Source organism: Thalassobacter sp. HA4-2 (assembly GCF_055693705.1).
Genome location: NZ_JBVFUK010000001.1, coordinates 1,671,603 through 1,695,093 on the forward strand (window position 1 = coordinate 1,671,603; position 23,491 = coordinate 1,695,093).

Annotated in this window: 23 protein-coding genes and 2 pseudogenes; 20 read left to right on the top strand and 5 right to left on the bottom strand. The window is 64.9% G+C overall.

Annotated elements, in window-relative coordinates; all coding sequences use genetic code 11:
* The first annotated feature begins 10 nt into the window (after window positions 1–10).
* Both ACZ1G0_RS08570 and pdxR read left to right on the top strand, forming a co-directional pair.
* Window positions 11–1,408 carry an aminotransferase family protein gene (locus tag ACZ1G0_RS08570; protein ID WP_472736556.1) on the top strand — a complete coding sequence of 466 codons (1,398 nt, stop codon included), beginning with the start codon at window positions 11–13 and terminating at the stop codon, window positions 1,406–1,408.
* 277 nt (window positions 1,409–1,685) lie between these two features.
* Window positions 1,686–3,140 carry a MocR-like pyridoxine biosynthesis transcription factor PdxR gene (gene pdxR, locus ACZ1G0_RS08575; RefSeq protein WP_472736557.1) on the top strand — a complete coding sequence of 485 codons (1,455 nt, stop codon included), beginning with the start codon at window positions 1,686–1,688 and terminating at the stop codon, window positions 3,138–3,140.
* Here pdxR and ACZ1G0_RS08580 read toward each other — a convergent pair.
* Window positions 3,137–3,598 (bottom strand): Lrp/AsnC family transcriptional regulator, encoded by a 462-nt coding sequence (locus tag ACZ1G0_RS08580; RefSeq protein ID WP_472736558.1) that lies wholly within the window; start codon window positions 3,596–3,598, stop codon window positions 3,137–3,139. The two genes, pdxR and ACZ1G0_RS08580, sit on opposite strands and share 4 nt — an antisense overlap.
* A 142-nt stretch (window positions 3,599–3,740) precedes the next feature.
* On the opposite strand from ACZ1G0_RS08580, the gene cysG reads away from it, so the two are divergent.
* The 6 genes from cysG to ACZ1G0_RS08610 all read left to right on the top strand — a co-directional run bounded on the left by cysG (window position 3,741) and on the right by ACZ1G0_RS08610 (window position 9,200).
* Window positions 3,741–5,132 (top strand): siroheme synthase CysG, encoded by a 1,392-nt coding sequence (gene cysG / locus ACZ1G0_RS08585; RefSeq protein WP_472736559.1) that lies wholly within the window; start codon window positions 3,741–3,743, stop codon window positions 5,130–5,132.
* A complete protein-coding gene (locus ACZ1G0_RS08590) occupies window positions 5,129–5,425 on the top strand; it encodes a DUF2849 domain-containing protein (protein ID WP_472736560.1) in 297 nt (98 codons plus the stop codon). Before cysG ends, ACZ1G0_RS08590 begins: the two co-directional genes overlap by 4 nt.
* Window positions 5,425–7,092 carry a nitrite/sulfite reductase gene (locus tag ACZ1G0_RS08595; protein ID WP_472736561.1) on the top strand — a complete coding sequence of 556 codons (1,668 nt, stop codon included), beginning with the start codon at window positions 5,425–5,427 and terminating at the stop codon, window positions 7,090–7,092. Before ACZ1G0_RS08590 ends, ACZ1G0_RS08595 begins: the two co-directional genes overlap by 1 nt.
* Window positions 7,082–7,822, top strand: a complete 741-nt coding sequence (locus tag ACZ1G0_RS08600; protein WP_472736562.1) for a phosphoadenylyl-sulfate reductase — start codon at window positions 7,082–7,084, stop codon at window positions 7,820–7,822. The genes ACZ1G0_RS08595 and ACZ1G0_RS08600 overlap by 11 nt, the downstream gene beginning before the upstream one ends.
* Window positions 7,823–7,831: 9 nt before the next feature.
* Window positions 7,832–8,242 (top strand): DUF934 domain-containing protein, encoded by a 411-nt coding sequence (locus tag ACZ1G0_RS08605; protein WP_472736563.1) that lies wholly within the window; start codon window positions 7,832–7,834, stop codon window positions 8,240–8,242.
* A 106-nt stretch (window positions 8,243–8,348) separates the two neighbouring features.
* Complete coding sequence (locus ACZ1G0_RS08610; protein ID WP_472736564.1) at window positions 8,349–9,200, top strand: ferredoxin--NADP reductase; 852 nt, start codon at window positions 8,349–8,351, stop codon at window positions 9,198–9,200.
* 196 nt (window positions 9,201–9,396) lie between these two features.
* Here the strand turns inward: ACZ1G0_RS08610 and ACZ1G0_RS08615 are convergent, their stop codons facing one another.
* Window positions 9,397–10,320, bottom strand: coding sequence for a translation initiation factor 3 (locus ACZ1G0_RS08615; protein ID WP_472736565.1), 924 nt, complete (start codon window positions 10,318–10,320; stop codon window positions 9,397–9,399).
* A gap of 299 nt (window positions 10,321–10,619) precedes the next feature.
* On the opposite strand from ACZ1G0_RS08615, the gene infC reads away from it, so the two are divergent.
* Window positions 10,620–11,030: a translation initiation factor IF-3 gene (gene infC / locus ACZ1G0_RS08620; RefSeq protein ID WP_472736566.1), complete on the top strand. Its 411-nt coding sequence runs from the start codon at window positions 10,620–10,622 to the stop codon at window positions 11,028–11,030.
* A 59-nt stretch (window positions 11,031–11,089) separates the two neighbouring features.
* Here infC and ACZ1G0_RS08625 read toward each other — a convergent pair whose 3' ends face one another.
* On the bottom strand, window positions 11,090–11,665 hold the full coding sequence (locus ACZ1G0_RS08625) for a lytic transglycosylase domain-containing protein (protein WP_472736567.1): 576 nt from the start codon (window positions 11,663–11,665) through the stop codon (window positions 11,090–11,092).
* 153 nt (window positions 11,666–11,818) lie between these two features.
* Between ACZ1G0_RS08625 and ssb the strand changes: the two genes are divergently transcribed.
* From ssb to trpE, 4 genes and pseudogenes are all read left to right on the top strand, one after another.
* Complete coding sequence (gene ssb / locus ACZ1G0_RS08630) at window positions 11,819–12,373, top strand: single-stranded DNA-binding protein (protein ID WP_472736568.1); 555 nt, start codon at window positions 11,819–11,821, stop codon at window positions 12,371–12,373.
* Between the two features lie 15 nt (window positions 12,374–12,388).
* Window positions 12,389–13,557, top strand: a pseudogene (locus tag ACZ1G0_RS08635) (aminotransferase).
* A 57-nt stretch (window positions 13,558–13,614) separates the two neighbouring features.
* Entirely contained in the window at window positions 13,615–15,486 is a 1,872-nt protein-coding gene (locus tag ACZ1G0_RS08640) for a peptidylprolyl isomerase (protein ID WP_472736569.1), read from the top strand.
* 3 nt (window positions 15,487–15,489) lie between these two features.
* A complete protein-coding gene (trpE, locus tag ACZ1G0_RS08645; protein WP_472736570.1) occupies window positions 15,490–16,998 on the top strand; it encodes an anthranilate synthase component I in 1,509 nt (502 codons plus the stop codon).
* Between the two features lie 9 nt (window positions 16,999–17,007).
* On the opposite strand, the gene ACZ1G0_RS08650 is transcribed toward trpE, so the two are convergent.
* The gene (locus ACZ1G0_RS08650) at window positions 17,008–17,901 is read right to left on the bottom strand and encodes an endonuclease/exonuclease/phosphatase family protein (protein WP_472736571.1); all 894 of its coding nucleotides are present in this window, start codon (window positions 17,899–17,901) and stop codon (window positions 17,008–17,010) included.
* Window positions 17,902–18,009: 108 nt separating this feature from the next.
* Between ACZ1G0_RS08650 and ACZ1G0_RS08655 the strand changes: the two genes are divergently transcribed.
* Window positions 18,010–19,245 carry a bifunctional alpha/beta hydrolase/OsmC family protein gene (locus tag ACZ1G0_RS08655; protein ID WP_472736572.1) on the top strand — a complete coding sequence of 412 codons (1,236 nt, stop codon included), beginning with the start codon at window positions 18,010–18,012 and terminating at the stop codon, window positions 19,243–19,245.
* Window positions 19,246–19,311: 66 nt separating this feature from the next.
* Entirely contained in the window at window positions 19,312–19,584 is a 273-nt protein-coding gene (locus tag ACZ1G0_RS08660) for a DUF6455 family protein (protein ID WP_472736573.1), read from the top strand.
* Here ACZ1G0_RS08660 and ACZ1G0_RS08665 read toward each other — a convergent pair.
* Window positions 19,571–19,975, bottom strand: coding sequence for a DUF6314 family protein (locus tag ACZ1G0_RS08665; RefSeq protein WP_472736574.1), 405 nt, complete (start codon window positions 19,973–19,975; stop codon window positions 19,571–19,573). The genes ACZ1G0_RS08660 and ACZ1G0_RS08665 overlap by 14 nt on opposite strands.
* 101 nt (window positions 19,976–20,076) lie before the next feature.
* Between ACZ1G0_RS08665 and purB the strand changes: the two genes are divergently transcribed.
* The 5 genes and pseudogenes from purB to ACZ1G0_RS08690 all read left to right on the top strand — a co-directional run.
* Window positions 20,077–21,384, top strand: coding sequence for an adenylosuccinate lyase (gene purB / locus ACZ1G0_RS08670; protein ID WP_472736575.1), 1,308 nt, complete (start codon window positions 20,077–20,079; stop codon window positions 21,382–21,384).
* 71 nt (window positions 21,385–21,455) lie between these two features.
* Entirely contained in the window at window positions 21,456–21,626 is a 171-nt protein-coding gene (locus ACZ1G0_RS08675) for a hypothetical protein (protein ID WP_472736576.1), read from the top strand.
* A 118-nt stretch (window positions 21,627–21,744) separates the two neighbouring features.
* Complete coding sequence (gene argC / locus ACZ1G0_RS08680) at window positions 21,745–22,638, top strand: N-acetyl-gamma-glutamyl-phosphate reductase (RefSeq protein ID WP_472736577.1); 894 nt, start codon at window positions 21,745–21,747, stop codon at window positions 22,636–22,638.
* 48 nt (window positions 22,639–22,686) lie between these two features.
* Entirely contained in the window at window positions 22,687–23,220 is a 534-nt protein-coding gene (locus tag ACZ1G0_RS08685) for a tetratricopeptide repeat protein (protein ID WP_472736578.1), read from the top strand.
* Window positions 23,221–23,365: 145 nt separating this feature from the next.
* Window positions 23,366–23,491 (top strand): annotated as a pseudogene (locus ACZ1G0_RS08690) (magnesium and cobalt transport protein CorA); the annotation flags it as partial.

Below are 23,491 nucleotides of genomic sequence, written 5' to 3' on the forward strand. Positions count from 1 at the left end.
AGACTGAACGATGTCCACTGTCACCACGCCCAACGACCTGACCCACATCGTCGAGGCCGACCGCGCCCACCTGTGGCACCACATGATGCAGCACAAGGCCCTGGAAACCGGCGAGCCGCGTATCATTGTCGAAGGCAAAGGTATGCGCGTGTGGGACCAGAACGGCAAGGAACACATCGACGCCGTGTCGGGCGGGGTGTGGACCGTGAACGTGGGCTACGGGCGCACCGAAATCGCCGACGCCGTGCGCGACCAACTGGTCAAGATGAACTACTTTGCGAACTCCGCCGGGTCCATCCCCGGGTCGCTGTTTGCCGAAAAGCTGATCTCCAAGATGCCCGGCATGACCCGGGTGTATTACTCCAACTCCGGGTCCGAGGCGAACGAAAAGGCCTTCAAGATGATCCGCCAGATCGCCCACAAACGTCACGGCGGGCGCAAGCACAAGATCCTGTACCGCGAACGCGACTACCACGGCACCACCATCACCGCCCTGTCCGCTGGCGGCCAGCCGCAGCGCAACGGGCAATACGGCCCCTTCACCCCCGGCTTCGTGCCCGTGCCCCACTGCCTTGAATACCGGGCGGGCGATCAGGGCTGGGGCGACCTGTCGGGCGAGGATTACGGCCGCCGCGCCGCTGATGCCATCGAAGAGGTCATCCTGCGCGAAGGACCCGACACCGTGGGGGGCCTGTGCCTTGAACCCATCACCGCAGGGGGCGGCGTGATCGTCCCGCCCGAAGGTTACTGGCCCCGGGTGCAGGAGATCTGCGACAAATACGATATCCTGCTGCACATCGACGAGGTGGTCTGCGGCGTGGGCCGCACGGGCGCGTGGTTCGGCTATCAACACTACGGGGTCCGGCCTGACTTTGTGACCATGGCCAAGGGCGTGGCCTCGGGCTATGCCGCGATCAGCTGCACCGTCACGAACGAGCGGGTGTTCGAGATGTTCAAGGACGACGCCAGCGACCCCATGGGTTACTTCCGCGATATCTCGACCTTCGGGGGCTGCACCGCCGGTCCTGCGGCGGCGCTGGAAAACATGGCGATCATCGAACGCGAAGACCTGCTGGGCAACACCAATGCCATGGGCGACTACTTCATGGACCTGCTGCGCGGCCTGCAGGACAAGCACCGGGTGATCGGGGACGTGCGCGGCAAGGGGCTGTTCTGCGGCGCCGAACTGGTGGCCGACCGCACGACCCGGGAACCGGCGGACGAAAAGAAGGTGCAGGCGGTCGTGGCCGACTGCATGGCCCAAGGCACGATCATCGGGGCCACCAACCGGTCCCTGCCCGGGTTCAACAACACCCTGTGTTTCAGCCCGGCCCTGATCTCGACCAAGGACGATCTGGACCAGATCGCAGCCTCCGTGGACAAGGCCCTGACGCGGGTGTTCAACTAGACCCGCATTTTCCCGCACGATCGGACGACCATGCTGCCGCCTGCCCCCACCCCGGGGCGGGCGGTTTTTTTGGGGCCTGCTTTTTAGTACCTGCTTTTTAGAGCCTGCATTTTTCGGGGGGCGTTTCGGGGTGGTTTTCGGGGGTGGTTTCGGGGGGCGCGGCACATGCGGCCCATGCCGCGAAAAGCAGAATTTTGTTCTTTTGGCGATTTGGGCCAATGCGCGGCCCCTTTATATCCAGATTGTCAGGTCTATCGGTCCAGTATAGCCTACCCCCATGCGCATCGCTGTCGAAAGTTTCAACCTTGATCCCGACCACCCCGGCACCCTGCAACGGCAGGTGCAGGACATGGTGATCCAAGGGGTACTGGCGGGGCGGTTTGCGCCCGGTGACAAGCTGCCCTCGTCGCGCGGGTTGGCCGATCATCTGGGCCTGTCGCGGATCACGATCACGCTGGCCTATACGGACCTTGTGGCCAATGACTACGTCACGTCCCGGGGGCGGTCGGGGTATTATATCTCGGACTCCGCGCCGCAACCCATCGCCCCGCCCCGGGTGCTGGCACAGCCCCGGGCGGCGGTCGAATGGTCCCGGGTGCTGCGCCAAGGGGCCCAAGCCTCGGGGGTGGAGCGTCCGGCCAATTGGCGCAGCTACCGCTATCCGTTCATCTACGGGCAGCCCGATGCCACCCTGTTCGACCACCAAAGCTGGCGGCGCTGCGCCCTGGAGGCCTTGGGCAAGCGGGACTTCAACGCCCTTGCCGCCGATGCCTACGCGGCGGACGACCCGGACCTTGTCACCCAGATCATCCGCCTGATCCTGCCCCGGCGCGGCTTCACCGCCCGACCAGAGGAGGTGATGATCACCCTTGGCGGGCAAAACGCCCTGTGGACCGTGGCGCAAATCCTGCTGACCCAACGGCGCACGGCGGTGATGGAAAGCCCCGGTTATCCGCAACTGCGCGATATCCTTGCGCAAAGCCGCTGCAATCTGGTGAACCTGCCCGTGGGGCCACAGGGGCTGGATCCGGCCACTGTCCCCACGGGGACAGATGTGCTGTTTGCCACGCCTTCGCACCATTGCCCGACCTCTGTCACCCTGCCCACGGCGCGCAGGCGGGCCCTGCTGGCGCGGGCGGCGGCGGATGATTTCGTGGTGGTCGAGGACGACTATGAATTCGAGCTTGGGTATATGCAGCGCCCCTCTCCAGCCCTTAAATCCCTGGACCGGGACGGGCGGGTGATCTACATCGGCTCGTTCTCCAAGTCGATCTTTCCGGGGCTGCGGCTGGGGTTCATGGTGGCCCCCGAACCCGTGATCCGTGAGGCGCGTGCCCTGCGGGCCGTGGTCCTGCGCCACCCGCCCGGGCACATCCAGCGCACGGTGGCCTACTACCTTGGCCACGGTCACTACGACGCGCAGGTGCAACGTGTGGCGCGTGCCTACAAGGCGCGGCGCGTGGTGCTGGACCGCGCGCTGACCGACAACGGGTTGGCCCCCGCGACCAACAACGCCTTTGGCGGATCCTCCGTGTGGATGCAGGCCCCCGTGGGAACAGACAGCGCCGATCTGGCGGCCCGTCTGCGCAGCCAATCGGTACTGATTGAACCGGGGGCCGCGTTCTTTGGCGATCCGACCCCGGCCCAGCGGCGGTTCTTTCGACTGGGATATTCGTCGATCGCAGAACGGGACATCCCCGCAGGCATCGCGCGGCTGGCGGCGGCGTTCTAAAGCGGCAGCGCGGTGGTGTGTTTGATGGTCTCCATGCTCAGCAGGGCCGTGACGTTGAACACGCGCACCTCTGCGATCAGAGCCTGATAGAACACATCATAGGCGCGGGCATTGGCGACCTGCACCTTGAGGATATAGTCGATGTCCCCCGCAAGGCGGTGTGCCTCCATGACCTCTGGCCGGGCCTGCAGGGTGGCGAGGAACTTCTCCTGCCACTCCGCCTCGTGTTCCGATGTGCGGATCAGCACGAAAAAGCACGCCTCCAGGCCCAGGGCCTCGGGGTCCAGAATGGCGGTGGTGCGTTCGATGATCCCCGCCTCGCGCATCTTGCGGATCCGATTCCACACCGGCGTCTTGGAGGAGCCGATCTTGCGGGCGATCTCGTCCAGGCTTTGGCTGGCATCGTCCTGCAAGGCCGCAAGGATGTTTCGGTCGGTGTCGTCTAGGCGGACGGTCATTCTGTTTTTCCTTGGATTGGGAAACATGCGTCCCGTGTTTGGCGCGGGTTGGGATAATGTTCCTTATCTTGCGGCGCATCTCGCCTCAAGGGGGAACAATGTTCTATATATCCGGTAACACACCAAGCCCGAGGCGCCCCAAATGCAGCACTTCCCCATCTTCCTCGCCGTCGCCGGCCGCCGCATTGTTCTGTCGGGCGGGAGGGACGCGGCGCTGGCCAAGTTACGCCTTTTAATGAAGAGCGAGGCGCATATCAACGTCTTTGCGCCCGATGCCGCGCCCGAGATCCACGATTGGCACGCACAAGGCCGCCTGACCCTGCACCCGCGCGCGATGGAACCCGGGGACACCATGTGCGCCGTGCTGTTCTACGCCGCCAACGAGGACGCCGCCGAGGATGCCCGCGTGGCCCGGATCGCCGCGGCCGATGGCGCGCCGATCAACATCGTGGACAACCTGTCCGACAGCCAGTTTATCACCCCCGCCATTGTGGACCGGGACCCGGTTGTGGTGGCCATCGGCACCGAAGGCGCGGCCCCCGTGTTGGCGCGGGCGATCAAACGCGACCTCGAAGAAAAACTGCCGCAGGAGTTGGGCCTGCTGGCGCGCATCGGCAAGGGGTTCCGCCGGGCTGTCTTTGCCCTGCCCGCCGGGGCGGCGCGCCGGGATTTTTGGTCCAAGTACTACTTTGAACGCGGACCCAAGGCCCTGTCGGACGGCCCCGCCGCCGTGCTGCCCGCCCTCGAAACCTTGCTGGCCGAGGCCAAGGCCGACGAGGCGCGCCAAGGCCATGTGGATCTGGTGGGCGCAGGCCCCGGGGATCCGGATCTGTTGACCCTGAAGGCGCGCAAGGCGCTGGACCGGGCTGATGTGGTGATCCACGACCGCCTTGTGCCCCCCGCGATTCTGGAACTCGCGCGCCGCGAGGCAACAATCATCGACGCGGGCAAGACGGGCTTTGGCCCCTCCACCGCCCAGGGCGACATCGACGCCATGTTGGTGGAACACGCCCTGGAAGGGGCCCATGTGGTACGCCTGAAGGCGGGCGACGCCACGGTCTTTGGCCGTCTCGACGAAGAGGTCGAGGCCCTGCAGGCCGCCGATGTCCCCTACACGATCATCCCCGGGATCACCGCTGCATCGGCGGCTGTGGCCACGATTGGGCAAAGCCTGACCAAGCGCGGTCGCAATTCCGCCGTGCGGTTGATCACCGGGCATGACACACGCGGCTATGCCGAACAGGATTGGCGCGCACTGGCCCGCCCGGGCGAGGTCGCGGCGATCTACATGGGCCGCCGGTCCGCGCGCTTCATCCAGGGCCGCTTGATCATGCACGGGGCCGACAATGCCACCCCCGTCACCATCGTGGAGCGCGCCAGCCAGCCTGACCAGCGGGTGCACGCCACCACCCTGGCCGACCTGCATGACACCATGGACCGGGTGCACGGGCCCGCCTTGACCCTTTACGGGCTGGCTCCGCGCGCCGCCCTCGCCGCCACGAAAACCCTTTCGCTACAGGAGGCTGCACAATGAGCCGCAAGCCATTCACCCCCAAGGTCGTCACCGGCAATGATCTGTTGTTGGGCGACGTGGTCTACCTTGCCGCCGATGACACCTGGGTCCGCGCGCTGGACGCAGCAGAGGTCATCACCGACGAGGCTCACGCGCAAATCCGCCTGCTGGACGGATCCAGCCAGCCGCAACAGGTCGTGGGCGTCTACCTGATGGACGTGAACACTGCCGGGCAACCTGTTCATTTTCGTGAAGATTTCCGCGCCACCGGCCCATCCAACTATGCCCATGGCAAACAAGTGGAGCTGTCCTGATGTATCAATACAACGAATTCGACACCGCCTTTCTGGCCGAACGCAACGCCCAGTTCCGCGCACAGGTGGAACGGCGGCTGGACGGGTCCCTGACCGAGGACGAGTTCAAGCCCCTGCGCCTGATGAACGGGGTCTATCTGCAACTGCACGCGTACATGCTGCGCGTGGCGATCCCCTACGGCACGCTGAGCGGGGCTCAGATGCGGGTGCTGGCGGATCTGGCGCAGGACTATGACAAGGGTTACGGCCATTTCACCACCCGCCAGAACATCCAGTACAACTGGCCCAAGCTGCGCGACATTCCCGACATGCTGGACAAGCTGGGAACAGTGGGGATGCACGCCATCCAGACCAGCGGTAACACCATCCGCAACGTCACCGCCGACCATTTCGCAGGGGCCGCGGCGGACGAGGTCGAGGACCCCCGCCCCACCGCAGAGCTGTTGCGCCAGTGGTCCACCGACCACCCGGAGTTTCAGTTCCTGCCGCGCAAGTTCAAGATTGCCGTGACCGGGGCTGCCGCCGACCGTGCGGTGATCAAGGCCCATGACATCGGCCTGCGTCTGGTGCGTGATGCGGCAGGCAACACGGGCTATCAGGTCGTCGTGGGTGGCGGCCTGGGGCGCACGCCGATGATCGGCAAGGTGCTGCGCGACTTTCTGCCCAAGGCGGACCTGCTGCCCTATTGCGAGGCGATCGTGGCCGTCTACAACCGCCTTGGCCGCCGGGACAACAAGTACAAGGCACGGATCAAGATCACCGTGCATGAAAACGGGATCGAGGATATCCGGAGCCGCGTCGAGGCAGAGTTTGCCCGCATCCGCCCCGCCTTTGGCGGTGTCGATCAGGCCATGCTGGCGGGGATCGAGGCGCAGTTTGCCGCACCCGCCTACGCGGATGTGCCAGACGCGCCGTACCGCGCGGCCTACGACAGTGATCCGGTGTTCCGGTCCTGGGCCGATACCAACCTGACCGATCACAAGCGTTCCGATCACGCCATCGTCACCATCAGCATCAAGGCCCACGGTGCCACCCCGGGGGATGCCACGGCCGATCAGATGCGCGTCATGGCCGATCTTGCGGACCGCTACGCCTATGGCGAGTTGCGGATCAGCCACGAACAAAACGTCGTCCTGCCCCATGTGCCCCGGGGCCACCTGCCCGCGATCCACGCGCAATTGCGCGCGGCGGGTCTGGCCACGGCCAACATCGGTCTGATCTCGGACATCATCGCCTGCCCCGGCATGGACTACTGCGCGCTGGCCACGGCGCGGTCCATCCCCGTGGCGCAACAGATCGCAACGCGGTTCGACGCGCTCAAGCTGGAGCATGACATCGGCCACCTAAAGCTGAAAATCTCGGGCTGCATCAACGCCTGCGGGCACCACCACGTGGGCCATATCGGGATCCTCGGGCTGGACCGAGCGGGGGTCGAGAACTACCAGATCACTTTGGGCGGCGATCACACGGACACGGCGGCGATAGGCGAACGGGCAGGCCCCGGCTTTGCCTACGACGAAATCGTGCCCGCCATCGAACGGCTGGTTCTGGCCTATCTCGATCTGCGCGAAGGCCCGGGCGAGACCTTCATCGAGACCTATCGCAGGCTGGGCCTTGCGCCCTTCAAGGCCGCCCTTTACCCGGAGGCCGCGCAAAATGCCGCTTGATTTCGAAACCCCCATGGTGGAACGGGTCGATGCCCTGAACGCCGCCTACAAACACCATTCCGCCTTTGCGGTGATGTCCCGGGCGCTGGATGATCCCAACCTTGGGGCCACGGCGCTGGTGTCGTCCTTCGGGGCAGAGTCGGTGGTCTTGCTGCATATGCTTTCGGTCATGGACCGCACCAAGCCGGTGTTGTTCTTGGAAACGGGCATGCTGTTTCCCGAAACCCTGACCTATCAACGCGAACTGGCGGACCACCTTGGCCTGACGGATGTGCGCGTGATCACGCCGGATACGGACGACCTGTTTGCCCAGGACCCCGAGGGCGACCTGCACACCCGCGCCCCCGACGCCTGCTGCGCCATCCGCAAGACCGCACCGCTGGACCGCGCCCTTGCGCCGTTCGATGCCTGGATCACTGGGCGCAAGCGGTTTCAGGCGGGCACCCGCGCAGCGTTGGAGTTCTTTGAGGCAGGCGACCTGCGGATCAAGATCAACCCCTTGGCCCATTGGACGCCCGAGGACGTGCAGGACTACATGACCAACAACCGCCTGCCCCGCCACCCGCTGGTCGCCCAAGGCTATCCCAGCCTGGGCTGCGCGCCCTGCACGGGCAAGGTTGCCCCGGGCGAGGATCCCCGGTCGGGCCGCTGGCGCGGACGCGAAAAAACCGAATGTGGCATCCACTTTACCGCCCGAGGGGCCGTGCGCGGCGCCGTTGTGGCTGGATAGGAACAGACGATGATTGTGACCGATACGGGCTTTGCCCCCGATACCTTTGACGCGACGTTTACACCGCTGGCCGAGGCGCCGGCCAACGTCGCCGCCCTTGATCTGAGCAGCGATGCAGAGCCCGAGGCGCTGCGTCCCTATCTGGATGCGGTGCAGATGATCCGGGTGGATTTTCCCAGCTTTGCAGACGGGCGTGGCTTTACCATCGCGCGGCAGTTGCGGGCCATGGGCTACACCGGGCGTCTGCGGGCCCGGGGCCACGTGATCGCGGATCAATACGCCATGGCCCGGCGGTCCGGCTTCGACGAGGTGGAGATCGACGCCGATCTGGCCGCCCGCCAGCCAGAGGATCAGTGGCTGGCCCGGGCCAATTGGCGCGCCCACGACTACCAATCCCGCCTGCGCCGGGCGGCGGGATAAATCCCGCCCTACGGTAGGGTGGGACTTGTCCCACCGCTGCGCCCTTTCCCTGATACAGATCAAAGCCTATAGAGGGTGCGCGATGTAGATATCGCGTACAACAACCATGACCGAGCACTCCCCCGTGACCCAAGCCACTGCCACCAAAGCCGTTCCCACCCTGCCCGACGCTCAAAAGGTGACGGAGGTGAAGCACTACACAGACCGTCTGTTTTCGTTCCGCGTGTCGCGTCCCGCGTCCCTGCGATTCCGGTCAGGCGAGTTCGTAATGATCGGCCTGATGGGCGACCCGCACCCCGAGACGGGCAAGGTCAAGCCGCTCTTGCGGGCCTACTCCATCGCCTCGCCCAGCTGGGACGAGGAATTGGAATTCTATTCCATCAAGGTGCAAGACGGCCCCCTGACCTCGAAGTTGCAGCACATCAAACCGGGCGACGACATCATCCTGCGCCCCAAACCCGTAGGCACGCTGGTCCATGATGCATTGCTGCCGGGCAAGCGGTTGTGGCTGTTTGCGACCGGCACGGGCTTTGCGCCCTTCGCGAGCTTGCTGCGGGAGCCGCAAACCTATGAGGACTACGATGAGATCATCATCACCCACACCTGTCGCGAGGTCGGAGAGCTGACCTATGGGCGCGACCTGATCGAAAGCTTGAAGGACGACGAACTGTTGGGCGAACTGATCGGAGAGGGCTTCTGGAAGAAGATCAAATACTACCCCACGACCACCCGTGAAGAGAGCCCCAAGATGGGCCGAATCACGGACCTGATGAAATCCGGCGAGGCCTTTGCCGATCTGGGCGTGCCACCCCTGTCGCCCGAGACCGACCGGGCAATGATCTGCGGCAACCTCGCGTTCAACTTGGAATTGAAAGAGATGTTCGAAGGCTACGGCCTGGAAGAAGGCGCGAACTCCAAGCCCGCCCATTACGTGGTCGAGAAGGCGTTTCTGGACTAGGGTCCCGTTAGGGTCCCGGTCGTACCGGTTCAGAAAAGGCAGGTCCTCGGGCCTGCCTTTTTGTTTGGGGCTCTGCCCCCGGCCTGCGGCCGCCCCCGAGGGTATTTTTGGCCCAATGAAGCCTTGACGGTTATCGAAATGAAAAAGGCCGCCTCGATCCGGAAGCGGCCTTTTGTGTTTTGAGTGTGCGGCGGGTTTATTGACCCATCGCGCCTTTGATCTGGTCGATCACGGTTTGCACCATGTCGGGGTTGTCGCGGGCTTGCTCGATGGCGGTTTTCAGACCGGTTTTGGCGATGGACCCCAGATCGGAATTTTCCACCATGTTGAGTGCTGCATCGGCGTCAAACCCATCGGCGGTCATCAGATCGGTGATGGAGGTGCCAGCCTCTTCGGCTGCAACGGTCGCGGTATCGGCGGCATCGGTGACGGCGTCTGCTGCACCTTCGGCTGTGTCCGTCGCGGCATCGGTGACGGCTTCAACCGCGTCCGTTGCCGTATCCGTTGCGGCGTCCGCTGCGTCTGTTGCGGCATCCGTCGCCGCGTCCGCTGCGTCTGTTGCCGCATCGGTGGCTGCGTCAGTGGCTTCGGCGGCCGTATCGGCAGCCTCGGTTGCGGCGTCGGTGGCCGCTTGCGTTGCATCGGTCGCAGCGTCTGTAGCAGCGTCGGTCGCCTCGTCCGCGGCACCGGTGGCTGCGTCAACGGCGTCGGAAGCTGTGTCCATCGCGGCATCCGCTGCGTCAGAGGCAGCTTCGGTTGCCGTATCCACGGCATCAGATGCGGCTTCGGTCACGGCGTCAACGGCATCTGCGGCGGCCTCGGTCGCGGTTTCTGCACCGCTGGTGACGGCCTGAAGTGCGTCAGACGCGGCCTCTTCGGCGGCTTCGGTGGCAGAGGTTACGGCATCGGTGACAGCATCCGCTCCATCCGTGGCCATGTCGGTGGCTGTATCCGCAGCTTCGGTCACGGTCTCGGTCACGGTTTCAGTCACGGTTTCTGTGACCTCGGGGGCAGCGTCTTGCACGGCCTCGACGGTCTCTTGCCCGCGTTGGGTGTAGACGATGGTGACCAGTGCGGCGATGACGACAACGGCCAGTCCTACGATTGCATTACGACTCATGGGGACGCTCCTTTTCATGTGGGCTGTCAGGTATGGCAGGGTCATGGGTGTTTTAAGGGGGAAAAGCAAGCGCTGCAGCGCAGCAACCGTGAAAGCGGCCTTGAATAAAGGGCCAACTGCGGGTACTTTTGGCCCACGCTACAACAACAACCGAAAGGTCAAACCCATAGCCCGCAGACCCCATAACGCGCCGCCGCAACGAGACACCGGCCCCCGCGTCAACGACCGCATCCGTGCCATCGAAATCCGCCTGATCGGCGCCGACGGCGAAAACGTCGGTGTGGTATCCCCCCAAGGCCATGGCCCTTGCCGCAGAGGCAGGACTGGACCTTGTAGAGATTTCCCCGAACGCCAATCCACCCGTGTGCAAGATCATGGACTTCGGCAAGTTCAAATATGAACAGCAGAAGAAAGAGGCCGAGGCGCGGCGCAAGCAAAAGACCATCGACGTCAAAGAGGTCAAGATGCGTCCGGGTACGGACAATCACGACTTCGAGCGCAAGATGCGCGACACCATCAAGTTCCTCGAAGGCGGGGACAAGGTGAAGGTCACCCTGCGTTTCCGGGGCCGCGAAATGGCCCATCAGAACCTGGGCCGTGAGCTGTTGGAGAAAGTGGCCGCCGGTGTCGAGGGCACGGGCAAGATCGAAAACATGCCCAAGATGGAAGGCCGCCAAATGGTCATGATGATCGGGCCGCTGTCCAAATAACGCCGTCGGTCTGAACAGTTTGGGGCGTGCGGGGCAACCTGTGCGCCCTTTTTCGTGCCCTAGAGCCGGCCCAAGATGGTGCGCACGTAGTTACGCGTCTCGCGGAACGGCGGCACACCGCCGTGCTTTTCCACCGCGCCGGGGCCCGCATTATAGGCCGCAAGGGCCAAGCGCCACGACCCGAACTTGCGATATTGTTCCGCCAGATAGCGCGCGCCGCCTTCGAGGTTCTGTTCGGGATTGCGCGGGTTCACGCCCAGATACCGGGCGGTGCCGGGCATCAACTGGGCCAGACCAATGGCACCCGCGTGGGACACGGCGTTGGGGTTCCAATTGCTTTCCTGTTTGACCAGCCGCAGGAACAGATCCTCGGGGATACCATGACGGCGCGCCATCTGCCGGGCCACGGGCAGGTATTGCGACCGCATGGACCCGGTGTAGCGCGGGATCGCCGTGGGGATCGCAACGGTCTGGGGCACCAATCGGTTGGAGTTGGAGTATTGCGTCGCAAGACGCCCATCCAGCAGCCGGGTCTGGTCGCTGAACTGGGACATGCGATTGGGGTTTTGCGCCTGCGCGGACCCAACACCTGCCAAGGTCAGCACGGTCAAACCCGAAATCATGTGTCTCAACATATGGTGGATCCGCCCCTATATCCGTCGGTGCATACAATAGGGAGTATGGCGCAAAAGGGAAGCCTTGCGGTGTTTTGGGCGGAATTCGGCTTTCCTTAACCCCGTGCAAGTGATCTGTTGAGGGCCAGATTCGAGATATGGGGAGTGCTTGCAATGGCGGGCTCGGTGAACAAAGTCATCCTAATCGGCAACCTAGGGCGCGACCCCGAGGTGCGCACTTTCGGCAACGGCGGCAAGGTGTGCAACCTGCGCATCGCCACCTCCGAGACGTGGAAGGACAAGAGCAGCGGCGAGCGGCGCGAGCGGACCGAGTGGCATTCGGTGGCGATCTTTTCCGAACCACTGGTCCGGGTGGCCGAACAGTATTTGCGCAAAGGCTCCAAGGTCTATCTCGAAGGCCAGCTGGAGACGCGCAAGTGGCAGGATCAGTCCGGTCAAGATAAATACAGCACCGAAGTTGTGCTGCGGCCCTATACCTCGAGCCTGACCATGCTGGACGGACGCGGCGATGGCGGGGGCGGTGGCCAGATGGGCGGCGGCGGCGGTGGCGGCTACATGTCCGACGACCGTGGCGGTGGCGGCTATGGCGGCGGCAATCAGGGCGGCGGCTACGGCGGCGGGTCTGATCGTGGTCCCAGCAGCGGCGGTCCGGGCGGCGGTGGCGGCTACGGCGGCCCCTCGGACATGGACGACGAAATCCCGTTCTAGGCCAAAGGACCGCCCATGCGTCTGACCCCAAACCTGTCCGCCACGACCCCGCCCCCGGTGATGGAGGCGCGCCGCTGGCTGGCCGACGCCACGTTCACGCAGGACAAACCGCTGCTGAACCTCAGTCAGGCGGCCCCCGTGGATCCCCCGCCTGAGGCCCTGCGCACATATATGGCGGACGTCATCGTGCTGGACCCGGGCACGCACCTTTACGGCCCGGTTCTGGGCCTGCCCGAATTGCGCGCGGCTGTGGCGGATCGTTGGTCGCGCGATTATGCAGGTGCGGTCAGGGCGGATCATGTGGCGATCACCTCGGGGTGCAATCAGGCGTTCACGGCGGCCATGGCAACCCTGTGCGACGCGGGCGATAACGTGATCCTGCCGACCCCTTGGTACTTCAACCACAAGATGTGGCTGGACATGGGCGGGGTCGAGACGCGCGCCCTGCCCTCCGGCCCCGGGCTGATCCCGGACGCCGCACAAGCGGCCAGGCTGATCGATGTCCGCACTCGCGCCATTATCCTGGTCAGCCCGAACAACCCCGGCGGCGTGGAATATCCCGCCGCCACCCTGCGCGCCTTCTACGATCTGGCCAAGGCCCACGGCCTGGCCCTCGTGATCGACGAGACCTACCACGATTTTGACAGCCGCAGCGGCCCGCCCCATGACCTGTTCCAAGACGCCAACTGGGACCAGACGCTGATCCAGCTTTATTCGTTTTCAAAAGCATATCGCTTGACCGGGCATCGGGTCGGGGCGCTGACCTGTGCGCCAGAACGTCTGGCCCAGGTGGAAAAGTGGCTGGACACCGTCACCATCTGCCCCAACCAATTGGGCCAACGCGCGGCCCTTTGGGGCCTGCAGAACCTTGGTCCATGGGTTGCAGGCGAACGGGACGAAATCCTGCGCCGCAAGGCCGCCATGCTCGCGGGGTTTGACGCCCTGCCCGGCTGGGACGTGCTGGGCTGTGGGGCCTATTTCGCCTATGTGCGGCATCCCTACGACCTCCCCTCTGACGTACTGGCCCAACGCATGGTCCACGCGGCCAGCGTGCTGGTCCTGCCCGGCACGATGTTCGCGCCCCCGGAGACTTTGCCGACACCACCCTGCGCATTGCCTTTGCCAACGCCGATCTGGACGGGATCGCGGAATTGTTCCGCAGGCTGGCCGGGATGCACATCTAGGCGCTTGCACCCCCGGCGCTGGCCACTACCAAAAGCCATCGGAAAGCGGAGCGTACAATGGCTAAATCCACCGGGGCTAAATCCACAGGCAAAACCCTGTCCAACGTCTTTGTTTGGCTGATCCTTGGCCTTTTGATCTTTGCGCTGGCCGGTTTCGGCATTTCGGGCTTTGGCAACTCTGCCACCACCGTGGCCGAAGTGGGCGACGAAGAGGTCACGGTGCAAGACTATCTGCGCGCGTTCCAGCAGGAACAGCGCGGCCTGCAACAGCAGACGGGCCAGTCGATTTCCACCCAGGACATGCAGACCTTCGGCTTTGATCAATTGGTCCTGCAACAGCTGATCGCCCAAGCCGCCCTGAACAACGAAACCGCCAACCGGGACCTGTCCGTGGGCGATGCCGAAGTGGCCCGCCAGATCCGCGAAACGACCGCATTCCAAGGCGTGGACGGCCAGTTCGACCGCGAGGCCTACCGCTTTTCCCTGCGCAGCGTGGGCCTGAACGAGCCCCAGTTCGAAGAGAGCATCCGCAAGGACACCGCCCGCGAGTTGTTGCAAGGGGCGATCATCGGCGGTCTGCAACCCTCGGACGTATTTGCCGAAACCCTGGCCGCCTGGCGCTTTGAAACCCGGGACGTGACCCTTGTAACCCTTGGGGCCAACGATCTGCCCACCGGCCCCCTTGCCCCCAGCGACGCGCAGGTGCAGGCCTACTACGACGAGAACGGTGCCGATTTCACCGTGCCCGAGGCGCGGCAGATCACTGTGGCCTGGATCACCCCCGACCGTCTGGCCGGGGACATGGACGTGCCCGAGGCGGACCTGCGCGCCGCCTATGCCGCCCGCAGTGCCGAGTTCAACCAGCCCCGGCGCATCATGGCCGAACGCCTGAACTTTCTGGAAGGGGGCGATGCCATGCGCGCCTTTGCCCAGATCGAGGCGGGCGAGACCACATTCGACGCGCTGGTCGAGGCGCGCGGCCTGACCCTTGCAGACGTGGACGAGGGGGTCCTGACCGAAGCGGACCTGCCCGAGGCCGTCCGTGAAACCCTGTTCGCCATGACCGAACCCGGCGTTTCTGTCCCCGTGGGGACAGACCTCGGGGCTGCGCTGTACCGTGTGAACGCGATCCTGAATGCCACCACCGTCCCGTTCGAGGATGTGGTGGACGAATTGCGCGTGGACTTTGCCGAGGACGCCGCGCGTCGCCAGATCCTGGACGCCTTTGACGACAACGATGACCTGCTGGCCGGGGGGGCCACCCTCGAAGAGCTGGCCGCCGAAAGCGACCTGATCGTGGAAACGCTGGACTGGCGTCCGGGCGACAGCGGCGGGATCGCGGGCTATCAAGCGTTTCAGCTGGCCGCTGCGGCGGTGCAGGACACGGACTTTCCCGAGTTGATCAACCTGTCCGACGGCGGCGTGTTTGCTTTGCGTCTGGACGGGATCACCCCTGCCGCCATTCCGCCGCTGGCCGATATCCGGCCCCGGGTCGCCGCCGCATGGACCGCCGCCAACACCAACGAACGGCTTTTGGAACAGGCCGAGGGCCTGATCGACGCCCTGCCCGACCAACCCCTGGACGGCGAGACGATCACGGGCCTGACCCGGGACGGCTTTCTGGATGGCGTCCCCGCGACCCTGATCGAACAGGCGTTCGAGGCGGACGTGGGCACGGCGCTGGCCATCAGCGGCCAGAACGGCACGGCCTATGTGGTGCGCGTGGATGCCATCAACGCCGCCGACATGACCGACACCGAGGTGCAGGCCGCGGTCGACGCCCTGCGCACCTCCATGGGGCAAGGGCTGGCCCAGGACGTGTTCGAGGCTTACGGCCAGGCCGTCCAGGCCGAGGCCGGGTTCACCCTGAACCAAGGGGCCGTGAACGCGGCGTTGACCGCCCTGTCCACTCAAGGCGGGCAGTTCTAGACCATGGCCATTCTGCCCGACTTTGCCGACTTCGGCCCCCGTTTCGAGGCGGGCCAGAACCAAGTCCTCTATACCCGCCTGGCGGCCGATCTGGACACGCCGGTGTCCCTGATGATGAAGCTGGCAGAGGCGGAGCCGCAGTCCTTCATGCTGGAATCCGTCACCGGGGGCGAGGTGCGGGGCCGCTATTCGATCATCGGCATGAAGCCTGATCTGGTCTGGGAATGTCGCGGCACCACCAGCCGCGTGAACCGCGCCGCCCGCTACGATCCCGATGGCTGGCAGGACTGCGACGGCGATCCCCTGACCGCGCTGCGCGCCCTGCTGGCCGAAAGCCGGATTGACCTGCCCGACGATCTGCCCGCCTCTGCCGCCGGTCTGTTCGGGTTTCTGGGTTACGACATGATCCGCTTGGTCGAGCATTTGCCGAACGTGAACCCCGACCCCCTTGGCCTGCCCGACGCCTATCTGATGCGCCCCTCCGTGGTGGCGGTTCTGGACGGGGTGAAGGGCGAGGTGATCCTTGTAGCCCCCGCATGGGCGGATGCAGGCACCCCGGCCCGCGCGGCCTATGCCCAAGCCGCAGAGCGTCTGTCCGACGCCCTACGCGCGTTGGAACGGCCCGTGTCCGGGCGCACGGATTTCGACGGGGTGGCGGACCTGCCCGAGCCGGTGTCGAATTTCTCCAAGTCCGATTATCTGGCGGCGGTGGAAAAGGCCAAGGATTACATCCGCGCGGGCGACATCTTTCAGGTGGTCCCCAGCCAGCGGTGGACGCAGGACTTTCCCTTGCCGCCCTTCGCGCTCTACCGGGCGCTGCGGCGCACGAACCCCTCGCCCTTCATGTTCTTCTTCAACTTCGGCGGGTATCACGTGGTCGGCGCCTCGCCCGAGATCCTTGTGCGGGTCTTCGGGTCCGAGGTCACGATCCGCCCCATCGCCGGCACCCGTCCCCGTGGGGACACCCCCGAGGCCGACCGCGCCCTGGAGGCGGACCTGCTGGGCGATCCCAAGGAATGTGCTGAACACCTGATGCTGCTGGATTTGGGGCGCAACGATACGGGCAAAGTGTCCAAGATCGGCACCGTGCGCCCGACCGAGAAGTTCATCATCGAACGCTACAGCCACGTGATGCACATCGTGTCCAACGTGGTGGGCGAATTGGCCGAGGATCAGGACGCCCTGTCTGCCCTGCTGGCAGGCCTGCCTGCGGGCACCGTGTCAGGTGCGCCCAAGGTCCGCGCCATGGAGATCATCGACGAGCTGGAGCCTGAAAAGCGCGGCGTCTACGGCGGCGGTGTGGGGTACTTTGCCTCCAACGGGGATATGGACATGTGCATCGCCCTGCGCACGGCGGTGGTCAAGGATGACAAGCTTTACATTCAGGCGGGCGGCGGCGTGGTCTATGACAGCGACCCCGAGGCGGAGTTTCAGGAAACCGTGAACAAGTCCAAAGCGATCCGGGCCGCCGCCGCGGAGACCGCGCGTTTTGCCGGGCGCACCAATCGGTAGGGTGCGGCGCTAGCGCACCTCCACCGTGGCCAAGGGCAGTTCCACCAGCAGCGCCCTGTGGTCGGATCCCGCCCAGTCCCGCGCCTCGATCTTGCCACCCAAGGGGCCAAGAACGTGGTCAATCTGCATCGGGTAAGGGCCCAGCCAGAAGGTCGCCCAGACCGGCCCCGCGCGCTGCGTTCGGGTCACGGTCGCAATCTCGCGCAGGCGGTGGCCGCGCCCGACCATGTTGAAATCGCCGCCCACCACGACCAACCCATCCAGATCGGCCAGAAAGGCATCCACGCGCGGGGCGTCCCGGGCCTGATTGTCCGGCCATGGCCAGGCTTGGTGCAGGGTTGCGACCCAGACCGGCCCCGCATCGGTGACGACCTGCAGCGCGGCGACGCCGTCCCACATCTTGCAGCGCGGGGCCGCCTCGGTCACGGGCAAGCGGGACAGCACGGCAACGGTCATGCGGCTGGTGACCTCGCAGGACACCTGATGGGGATAGGTGCCCGCCAGCGCGTCCAGCATGGACAGGTCCGCCGTTGGAACCTCTTGCAAGGTCACAACATCGGCGCCCGAGGCGATGATGTCGGCCACCGTCTCCTCCATGCGGGGATTGATGTACCACAGGTTGGCTTGATACAGGGACAGGTGCGGCTCTCCGGTTTGGGCGGGGCGGGCCATGGGCTCAGACGCGATATCCCCCAACAGGGCCAGAATAGCCGCCGCAACGCAGGCCAGCGCCTGCGCCCGGGTGCCAAAACGCGCCAAGGACAGGCCCATGGCCGCCAGCGCGATGGCGATCAGGGGCCGAAACACCGACAGGCTGTCGCCCAGGGGATGCACCATCCCTGCGTAACTCAGCACCAGCGCCAGCGCCAAAACCACGACAAGACTGTAACAAATGGCTCTCATAATCGCGCGCTCCTGCGGGTTGTGTCACGGGGCTGTGAGGTGGCCCTTGCAAAGCTTGCTCTGCCGCCTGCGTCCCGCCATGTCTAGGGCAACGAAAGGACCATGGCTATGCCAACCGAAAAACTCACATTCCCCGGCCACTCCGGCGCGCAGCTGTCTGCGCGGCTGGACATGCCCGAGGGGGCCCATCTTGCGACCGCGCTGTTCGCCCATTGCTTTACCTGTTCCAAGGATATCCCCGCCGCCCGCCGCATCGCGGCGCGTCTGTCGGCCATGGGGATTGCCGTGTTGCGGTTCGACTTTACGGGACTTGGCCATTCGGACGGGGAGTTTGCCCATACCTCCTTCACTTCCAACGTGGGCGATTTGCGCGCCGCGGCGGACATGCTGGCTGACCGTGGCATGGCCCCGGATCTGCTGATCGGTCATTCCCTTGGCGGGGCGGCGGTCCTGCGCGCGGCGGGCGACATCGACAGCGTACGCGCGGTCGTTACCATGGGGGCGCCCTTTGATCCGGGTCACGTCACCCACAACTTCGCCGAGGCCCTGCCCGCAATCAAGGCCAACGGTAAGGGCACAGTGACCCTTGGGGGACGGCCCATCACCATCGGGCAAGACTTCGTCGAGGACGTCAGCCAAGCCCAGCTTGCCCCTGCCATCGCCGGGTTGAAGCGGGCCCTGCTGGTGCTGCACGCGCCCATGGACGATATCGTGGGGATCGAGAACGCGACCCAGATCTTCAGCGCGGCCAAACATCCCAAATCCTTTGTGACGCTGGACAATGCAGACCACCTGATCACCCGCCCGGCGGATGCCGAATACGCCGCCGAGGTGATTGCCGCATGGGCCGGGCGCTATCTGGACCTGCGGCCCCCCGCGCCCCCCATCGGCGCGCCCGAGGGGGTGACCCGCGTGTCCGAGGCCGATGCAGGCGGGTTCCTGCAAGACATCACCGCGGGTGCCATCCACCACGCGTTGGCCGATGAACCGGCGGCTTATGGCGGCACGAACAAGGGCATGTCGCCCTACCAGTTTCTGGCGGCGGGCCTTGGGGCCTGCACCTCGATGACGGTTCGGATGTATGCCCGGCGCAAGGGCTGGCCACTGCATCACGTCAGTGTGGATGTGACCCATGACCGGGTCCATGGGCAAGACGCGGACAGCCCGGTGGAGCGGATCGACCGCTTTCGCCGCGAGATCACCCTGACCGGCGCGCTGGATCCCGACCAACAGCAACGCCTGCTGGAAATCGCGGACCGGTGCCCGGTGCACCGGACCTTGGAAACCGGAGCCGTGATCGAGACTGTGCTGCGCGACGCGCCAACCTTGACGGCCGTGGAGTGATTTGACACGGATCAAGGCGCGCTGCAGCGGCACCGCTTAGGATCATGGCAACCACAGGAGGTGACCATGACCCTTTTTTCCCGGATCGAGACGGCGGGCGCCCGCGTGCTGGCCATGGCCTCGGCGCTGGACCGTGATCTGGCGGCCAGCGTGCGGCAGGACCCCGACGCCCAAGCCCGCGCCTACCGTACTGCCACCCGCAACTGCGCCCATTGCGCCTTGGCCGAGACCTGCGATCAGTTGTTGATCCCCGGTGCCGCGCTCATCTCGCCGCCCGTGGCCTGCCCCAACGGGGCGTGGTTGCAGCGGTTGCACCCCAAGGGTGTCAAAGCCGCGTAAAGCGGGTGGTCATCGTGTAATCCTTGCGCGGGCCCTGCACCCGCCACCGGGTCGTGAACGTGGGCCACTGGGCAAAGTCATAGCTGACGACATAGGTATCCGGGTCGCACCAGTGATCCGCCGTGCCATCCTCGGCCCCGCCCTTTGTCCCCGTGGGGACACGGTGAAAGAACCGCCCATCGTCGAAATAGACCTCCAGATCGTGGGTCCAGCGGTAGCGGCGCGTGGCGGTCATCGGCGGCTGGCCTGCCATCACAAGCGTGCCCTGTTCGGCGTAGTCCGCCCCCGTGGACGTCGCGGTCCACAGGCCCTGACCCGTGAACACCCCTTGCGCGCCGTCCCCTTGGACAATCTCGCGCGACAGGGACCACGGCCCAATGAACTCTGCCATGGTGCGGATCCCTCCCATCTGCGACAACCCCCTATCTTGCGTGTGCCCGGCCCCCACCCTAGAAGACCGGCAACACCCCCGCAATTGACGAAAGCCTGCCCATGATCCCCCGCTATTCCCGCCCCGAAATGGTCGCCATCTGGTCGCCACAGACGAAATTCCGCATCTGGTACGAGATCGAGGCCCACGCCTGTGACGCCATGGCCGATCTGGGCGTGATCCCCCGCGAAAACGCCGAGGCCGTGTGGAAGGCTCGGGACGTAGAATTCGACGTGGCCCGGATTGACGAGATCGAGGCCGTGACCAAGCATGACGTCATCGCCTTTCTGACCCATCTGGCCGAACACGTGGGCAGCGACGAGGCGCGGTTTGTGCACCAGGGCATGACCAGCTCTGACGTGCTGGACACCTGCCTGAACGTGCAACTGGTGCGCGCCGCAGATATTCTGATCGCGGATATCGAGGGGCTGATGGCCGCCTTGAAACGCCGCGCGCTGGAACACAAGGACACCCTGCGCGTGGGCCGCAGCCATGGCATCCACGCCGAACCCACCACCATGGGCCTGACCTTTGCCCGCTTCTACGCCGAAATGGACCGCAACCTGACCCGGATGCGCGACGCCCGGGCCGAAGTTGCCACGGGGGCAATTTCCGGCGCCGTGGGGACATTCGCCAACATCGATCCGGCGGTCGAAGAACACGTGTGCGACAAGCTGGGCCTTGTGCCAGAGCCGATCAGCACCCAAGTCATCCCCCGCGACCGTCACGCAGCCTTTTTCGCCACGCTTGGCGTGATCGCGTCATCGGTGGAAAACATCGCCATCGAAATTCGCCACATGCAGCGCACGGAGGTGTTGGAAGGGGCCGAGTTCTTTTCCATGGGGCAAAAGGGCAGCTCGGCCATGCCGCACAAGAAAAACCCCGTGCTGACCGAAAACCTGACCGGGCTGGCGCGGCTTGTGCGCATGGCGGTCATCCCGGCCATGGAAAACGTGGCGCTGTGGCACGAACGGGACATCTCGCACAGTTCCGTGGAACGGATGATCGGGCCGGACGCCACCGTGACCCTGGATTTCGCCCTGGCCCGTCTGACCGGCGTGATCGACAAGATGCTGATCTTCCCCGAAAACATGCTGGACAATATGAACAAGTTTCCCGGTCTGGTGATGTCCCAGCGAGTGCTGCTGGCCCTGACGCAGGCCGGTGTCTCGCGCGAGGATGCCTACGCCATGGTGCAACGCAACGCCTTGAAGGTCTGGGAGGAACGCACTGATTTCAAAGAGGAACTTCTGGCCGACGAGGCTGTCGTCGCCGCCCTTGGGGTGGACGCCATACACGAGAAATTCGACATGGGCTATCACACCAAACATGTGGACACGATTTTCAAACGGGTGTTCGGCGAGGACTAGATCACAGATCCGTTATTTGGCGGGGTGGGTTTTCGTGTTACCGTCAGGGCACTCAACAACAGGAGACGACAATGAAGACCATGAAGACCCTTGTGGCTGCCGCTGTGCTTGCCGCCTCCCCGACGTTTGTGGCCGCGTATGAATGTGGTTGGTCCAAAACGGAACAATCCGCTTCCATGTCCTGCGCGGCGGGTGCGACTTGGGACGATGTGTCCAAGTCCTGCGTGACCACCACCAGCTAAGAACACCGCCAAAGATCGTTTCGATCCGATCAACGCGGGCCTCCGGGTCCGCGTTTTTCGTTTGAGGTTGCGGGCGCGCTGCGCTACGCCCAGCCCAATCCACGGAGAGGGGCATGATATGACCACCAAAGTCTTTATTGATGGCGAGGCGGGTACGACCGGTCTGCAAATCCGCGAGCGTTTGGCATTGCGCGATGACATCACCCTGGTGTCCGTGGACCCCGCCCTGCGCAAGGACGCCGACGCCCGGGCCAAGGCATTTGCCGCCGCCGACGTGGCCATCCTGTGCCTGCCCGATGCCGCAGCGATCGAGGCGGTGACGCTGGCGGGCGACTGTCGGATCATCGATGCCTCTACGGCGCACCGGATTGCAGACGGCTGGACCTACGGCATGCCGGAACTGCCCGGACAGGCGCAGGTCATCGCAGGCGCCAGCCGGGTGGCCAACGTCGGCTGCTACGCCACCGGGTCCATCGCGATCCTGCGGCCCCTGCGCGACGCTGGCCTGATCCCCGCCGACCATGCGGCCACACTGACCGGGGTGTCGGGCTATTCCGGCGGGGGCAAGGCCCTGATCGCGGAATACGAGGCCGGAACCGCCGCCGATCATTTCCTCTATGCAACGGGCCAAGCCCACAAGCATGTGCCCGAGATCATGGCCTACGGACGTCTGGACCGCGCGCCCCTGTTCCAGCCCGCCGTGGGCAATTTCGCCCAAGGGATGATCGTCCAGCTGCACCTGCACACCGATCACACCATTGTGACCCTTGAGGAATGTTATCGCGCTTTCTACGCCGATGCGCCTTTCGTGGATCTGATCCCCAGCCCCGACCGCATCGACGCCACGCGCCTGAACGGCACAAACCGTATGGAAATCAGCGTGCAAGGCAACCCGGACGCAGGGCTGATCACTGTGGCCGCAACGCTGGACAATCTTGGCAAAGGGGCAAGCGGGACAGCGATCCAGAACCTGAACCTGATGATCGGCGCGGACGAGGGGCTTGGTCTGTAGGGATTGCGCGCTACCCTTGGTCAAACCTCGCAACCCGGAGACTTGACCATGCGCACCCTGATCCTGACCACGGGCCTTGCCCTCACCCTCGCCGGCCCTGCCCTGGCCGCAGGCGGCGGCAGCGTGCCCACAACCACACCGACAACCACCACTTGCGAACAGGGTCAAATCTACGACAAAGACAGCAAGAGCTGTGTGGATGCGCGTGAAAGCAGCCTGTCCGACGACGATCGGATCATCGCGGCACGCGAGTTGGCCTACAAGGGTCGCTACGACGAGGCGTTCCAGATCATGGCAACGCTCGACGCACCCGAAACGACCGACGCCCTGACCCTGCGCGGCTTTGCGACCCGTAAAACCGGCGACTTCGACACTGCGATGGAGTTGTACGATGCGGCCCTCGCACTCGATCCCAACAACTGGCTGGCGCGCAGCTATATGGGCCAAGGCTTGGTCGAGGCGGGCGACACAGACGGCGCGCGCGCCCAGCTGACCCTGATCCGCGACACCGGCGGCACGGGCACATGGGCCGAGGTGTCCCTGAGCAAGGCCATCGATCGGGGCACAGGCTACAGCTACTAAAGTTGTCGGATAATGCGGCGCGGATTTTGCCGCGCCGTTAAGGCCCCCTATACCCTTTGTGCCCCACAACGCCCCAAACAGGTTGTGGCAGTGGGACATGAACCAGATTGTGACCAGACCCGCCGGGCGCTTGACCCCGGCCCAGATGACCTCGGTGGAACGCGCCGCCGTGGTGGTTCGGCTGTTGTTGTCCCAAGGGGTCGATCCCGGCCTTAACCGCCTGCCCGAGGCGCAGCAGGAACGCCTTGCCCGCACCATGGCCGACCTGCGC

Bases quoted from the DNA above. Each gene is read 5' to 3' on its own strand.
- ACZ1G0_RS08570 (WP_472736556.1), top strand. From the start codon at position 11: ATGTCCACTGTCACCACGCCCAACGACCTGACCCACATCGTCGAGGCC.
- pdxR (WP_472736557.1), top strand. From the start codon at position 1,686: ATGCGCATCGCTGTCGAAAGTTTCAACCTTGATCCCGACCACCCCGGC.
- ACZ1G0_RS08580 (WP_472736558.1), bottom strand. From the start codon at position 3,598: ATGACCGTCCGCCTAGACGACACCGACCGAAACATCCTTGCGGCCTTG.
- cysG (WP_472736559.1), top strand. From the start codon at position 3,741: ATGCAGCACTTCCCCATCTTCCTCGCCGTCGCCGGCCGCCGCATTGTT.
- ACZ1G0_RS08590 (WP_472736560.1), top strand. From the start codon at position 5,129: ATGAGCCGCAAGCCATTCACCCCCAAGGTCGTCACCGGCAATGATCTG.
- ACZ1G0_RS08595 (WP_472736561.1), top strand. From the start codon at position 5,425: ATGTATCAATACAACGAATTCGACACCGCCTTTCTGGCCGAACGCAAC.
- ACZ1G0_RS08600 (WP_472736562.1), top strand. From the start codon at position 7,082: ATGCCGCTTGATTTCGAAACCCCCATGGTGGAACGGGTCGATGCCCTG.
- ACZ1G0_RS08605 (WP_472736563.1), top strand. From the start codon at position 7,832: ATGATTGTGACCGATACGGGCTTTGCCCCCGATACCTTTGACGCGACG.
- ACZ1G0_RS08610 (WP_472736564.1), top strand. From the start codon at position 8,349: ATGACCGAGCACTCCCCCGTGACCCAAGCCACTGCCACCAAAGCCGTT.
- ACZ1G0_RS08615 (WP_472736565.1), bottom strand. From the start codon at position 10,320: ATGAGTCGTAATGCAATCGTAGGACTGGCCGTTGTCGTCATCGCCGCA.
- infC (WP_472736566.1), top strand. From the start codon at position 10,620: ATGGCCCTTGCCGCAGAGGCAGGACTGGACCTTGTAGAGATTTCCCCG.
- ACZ1G0_RS08625 (WP_472736567.1), bottom strand. From the start codon at position 11,665: ATGTTGAGACACATGATTTCGGGTTTGACCGTGCTGACCTTGGCAGGT.
- ssb (WP_472736568.1), top strand. From the start codon at position 11,819: ATGGCGGGCTCGGTGAACAAAGTCATCCTAATCGGCAACCTAGGGCGC.
- ACZ1G0_RS08640 (WP_472736569.1), top strand. From the start codon at position 13,615: ATGGCTAAATCCACCGGGGCTAAATCCACAGGCAAAACCCTGTCCAAC.
- trpE (WP_472736570.1), top strand. From the start codon at position 15,490: ATGGCCATTCTGCCCGACTTTGCCGACTTCGGCCCCCGTTTCGAGGCG.
- ACZ1G0_RS08650 (WP_472736571.1), bottom strand. From the start codon at position 17,901: ATGAGAGCCATTTGTTACAGTCTTGTCGTGGTTTTGGCGCTGGCGCTG.
- ACZ1G0_RS08655 (WP_472736572.1), top strand. From the start codon at position 18,010: ATGCCAACCGAAAAACTCACATTCCCCGGCCACTCCGGCGCGCAGCTG.
- ACZ1G0_RS08660 (WP_472736573.1), top strand. From the start codon at position 19,312: ATGACCCTTTTTTCCCGGATCGAGACGGCGGGCGCCCGCGTGCTGGCC.
- ACZ1G0_RS08665 (WP_472736574.1), bottom strand. From the start codon at position 19,975: ATGGCAGAGTTCATTGGGCCGTGGTCCCTGTCGCGCGAGATTGTCCAA.
- purB (WP_472736575.1), top strand. From the start codon at position 20,077: ATGATCCCCCGCTATTCCCGCCCCGAAATGGTCGCCATCTGGTCGCCA.
- ACZ1G0_RS08675 (WP_472736576.1), top strand. From the start codon at position 21,456: ATGAAGACCATGAAGACCCTTGTGGCTGCCGCTGTGCTTGCCGCCTCC.
- argC (WP_472736577.1), top strand. From the start codon at position 21,745: ATGACCACCAAAGTCTTTATTGATGGCGAGGCGGGTACGACCGGTCTG.
- ACZ1G0_RS08685 (WP_472736578.1), top strand. From the start codon at position 22,687: ATGCGCACCCTGATCCTGACCACGGGCCTTGCCCTCACCCTCGCCGGC.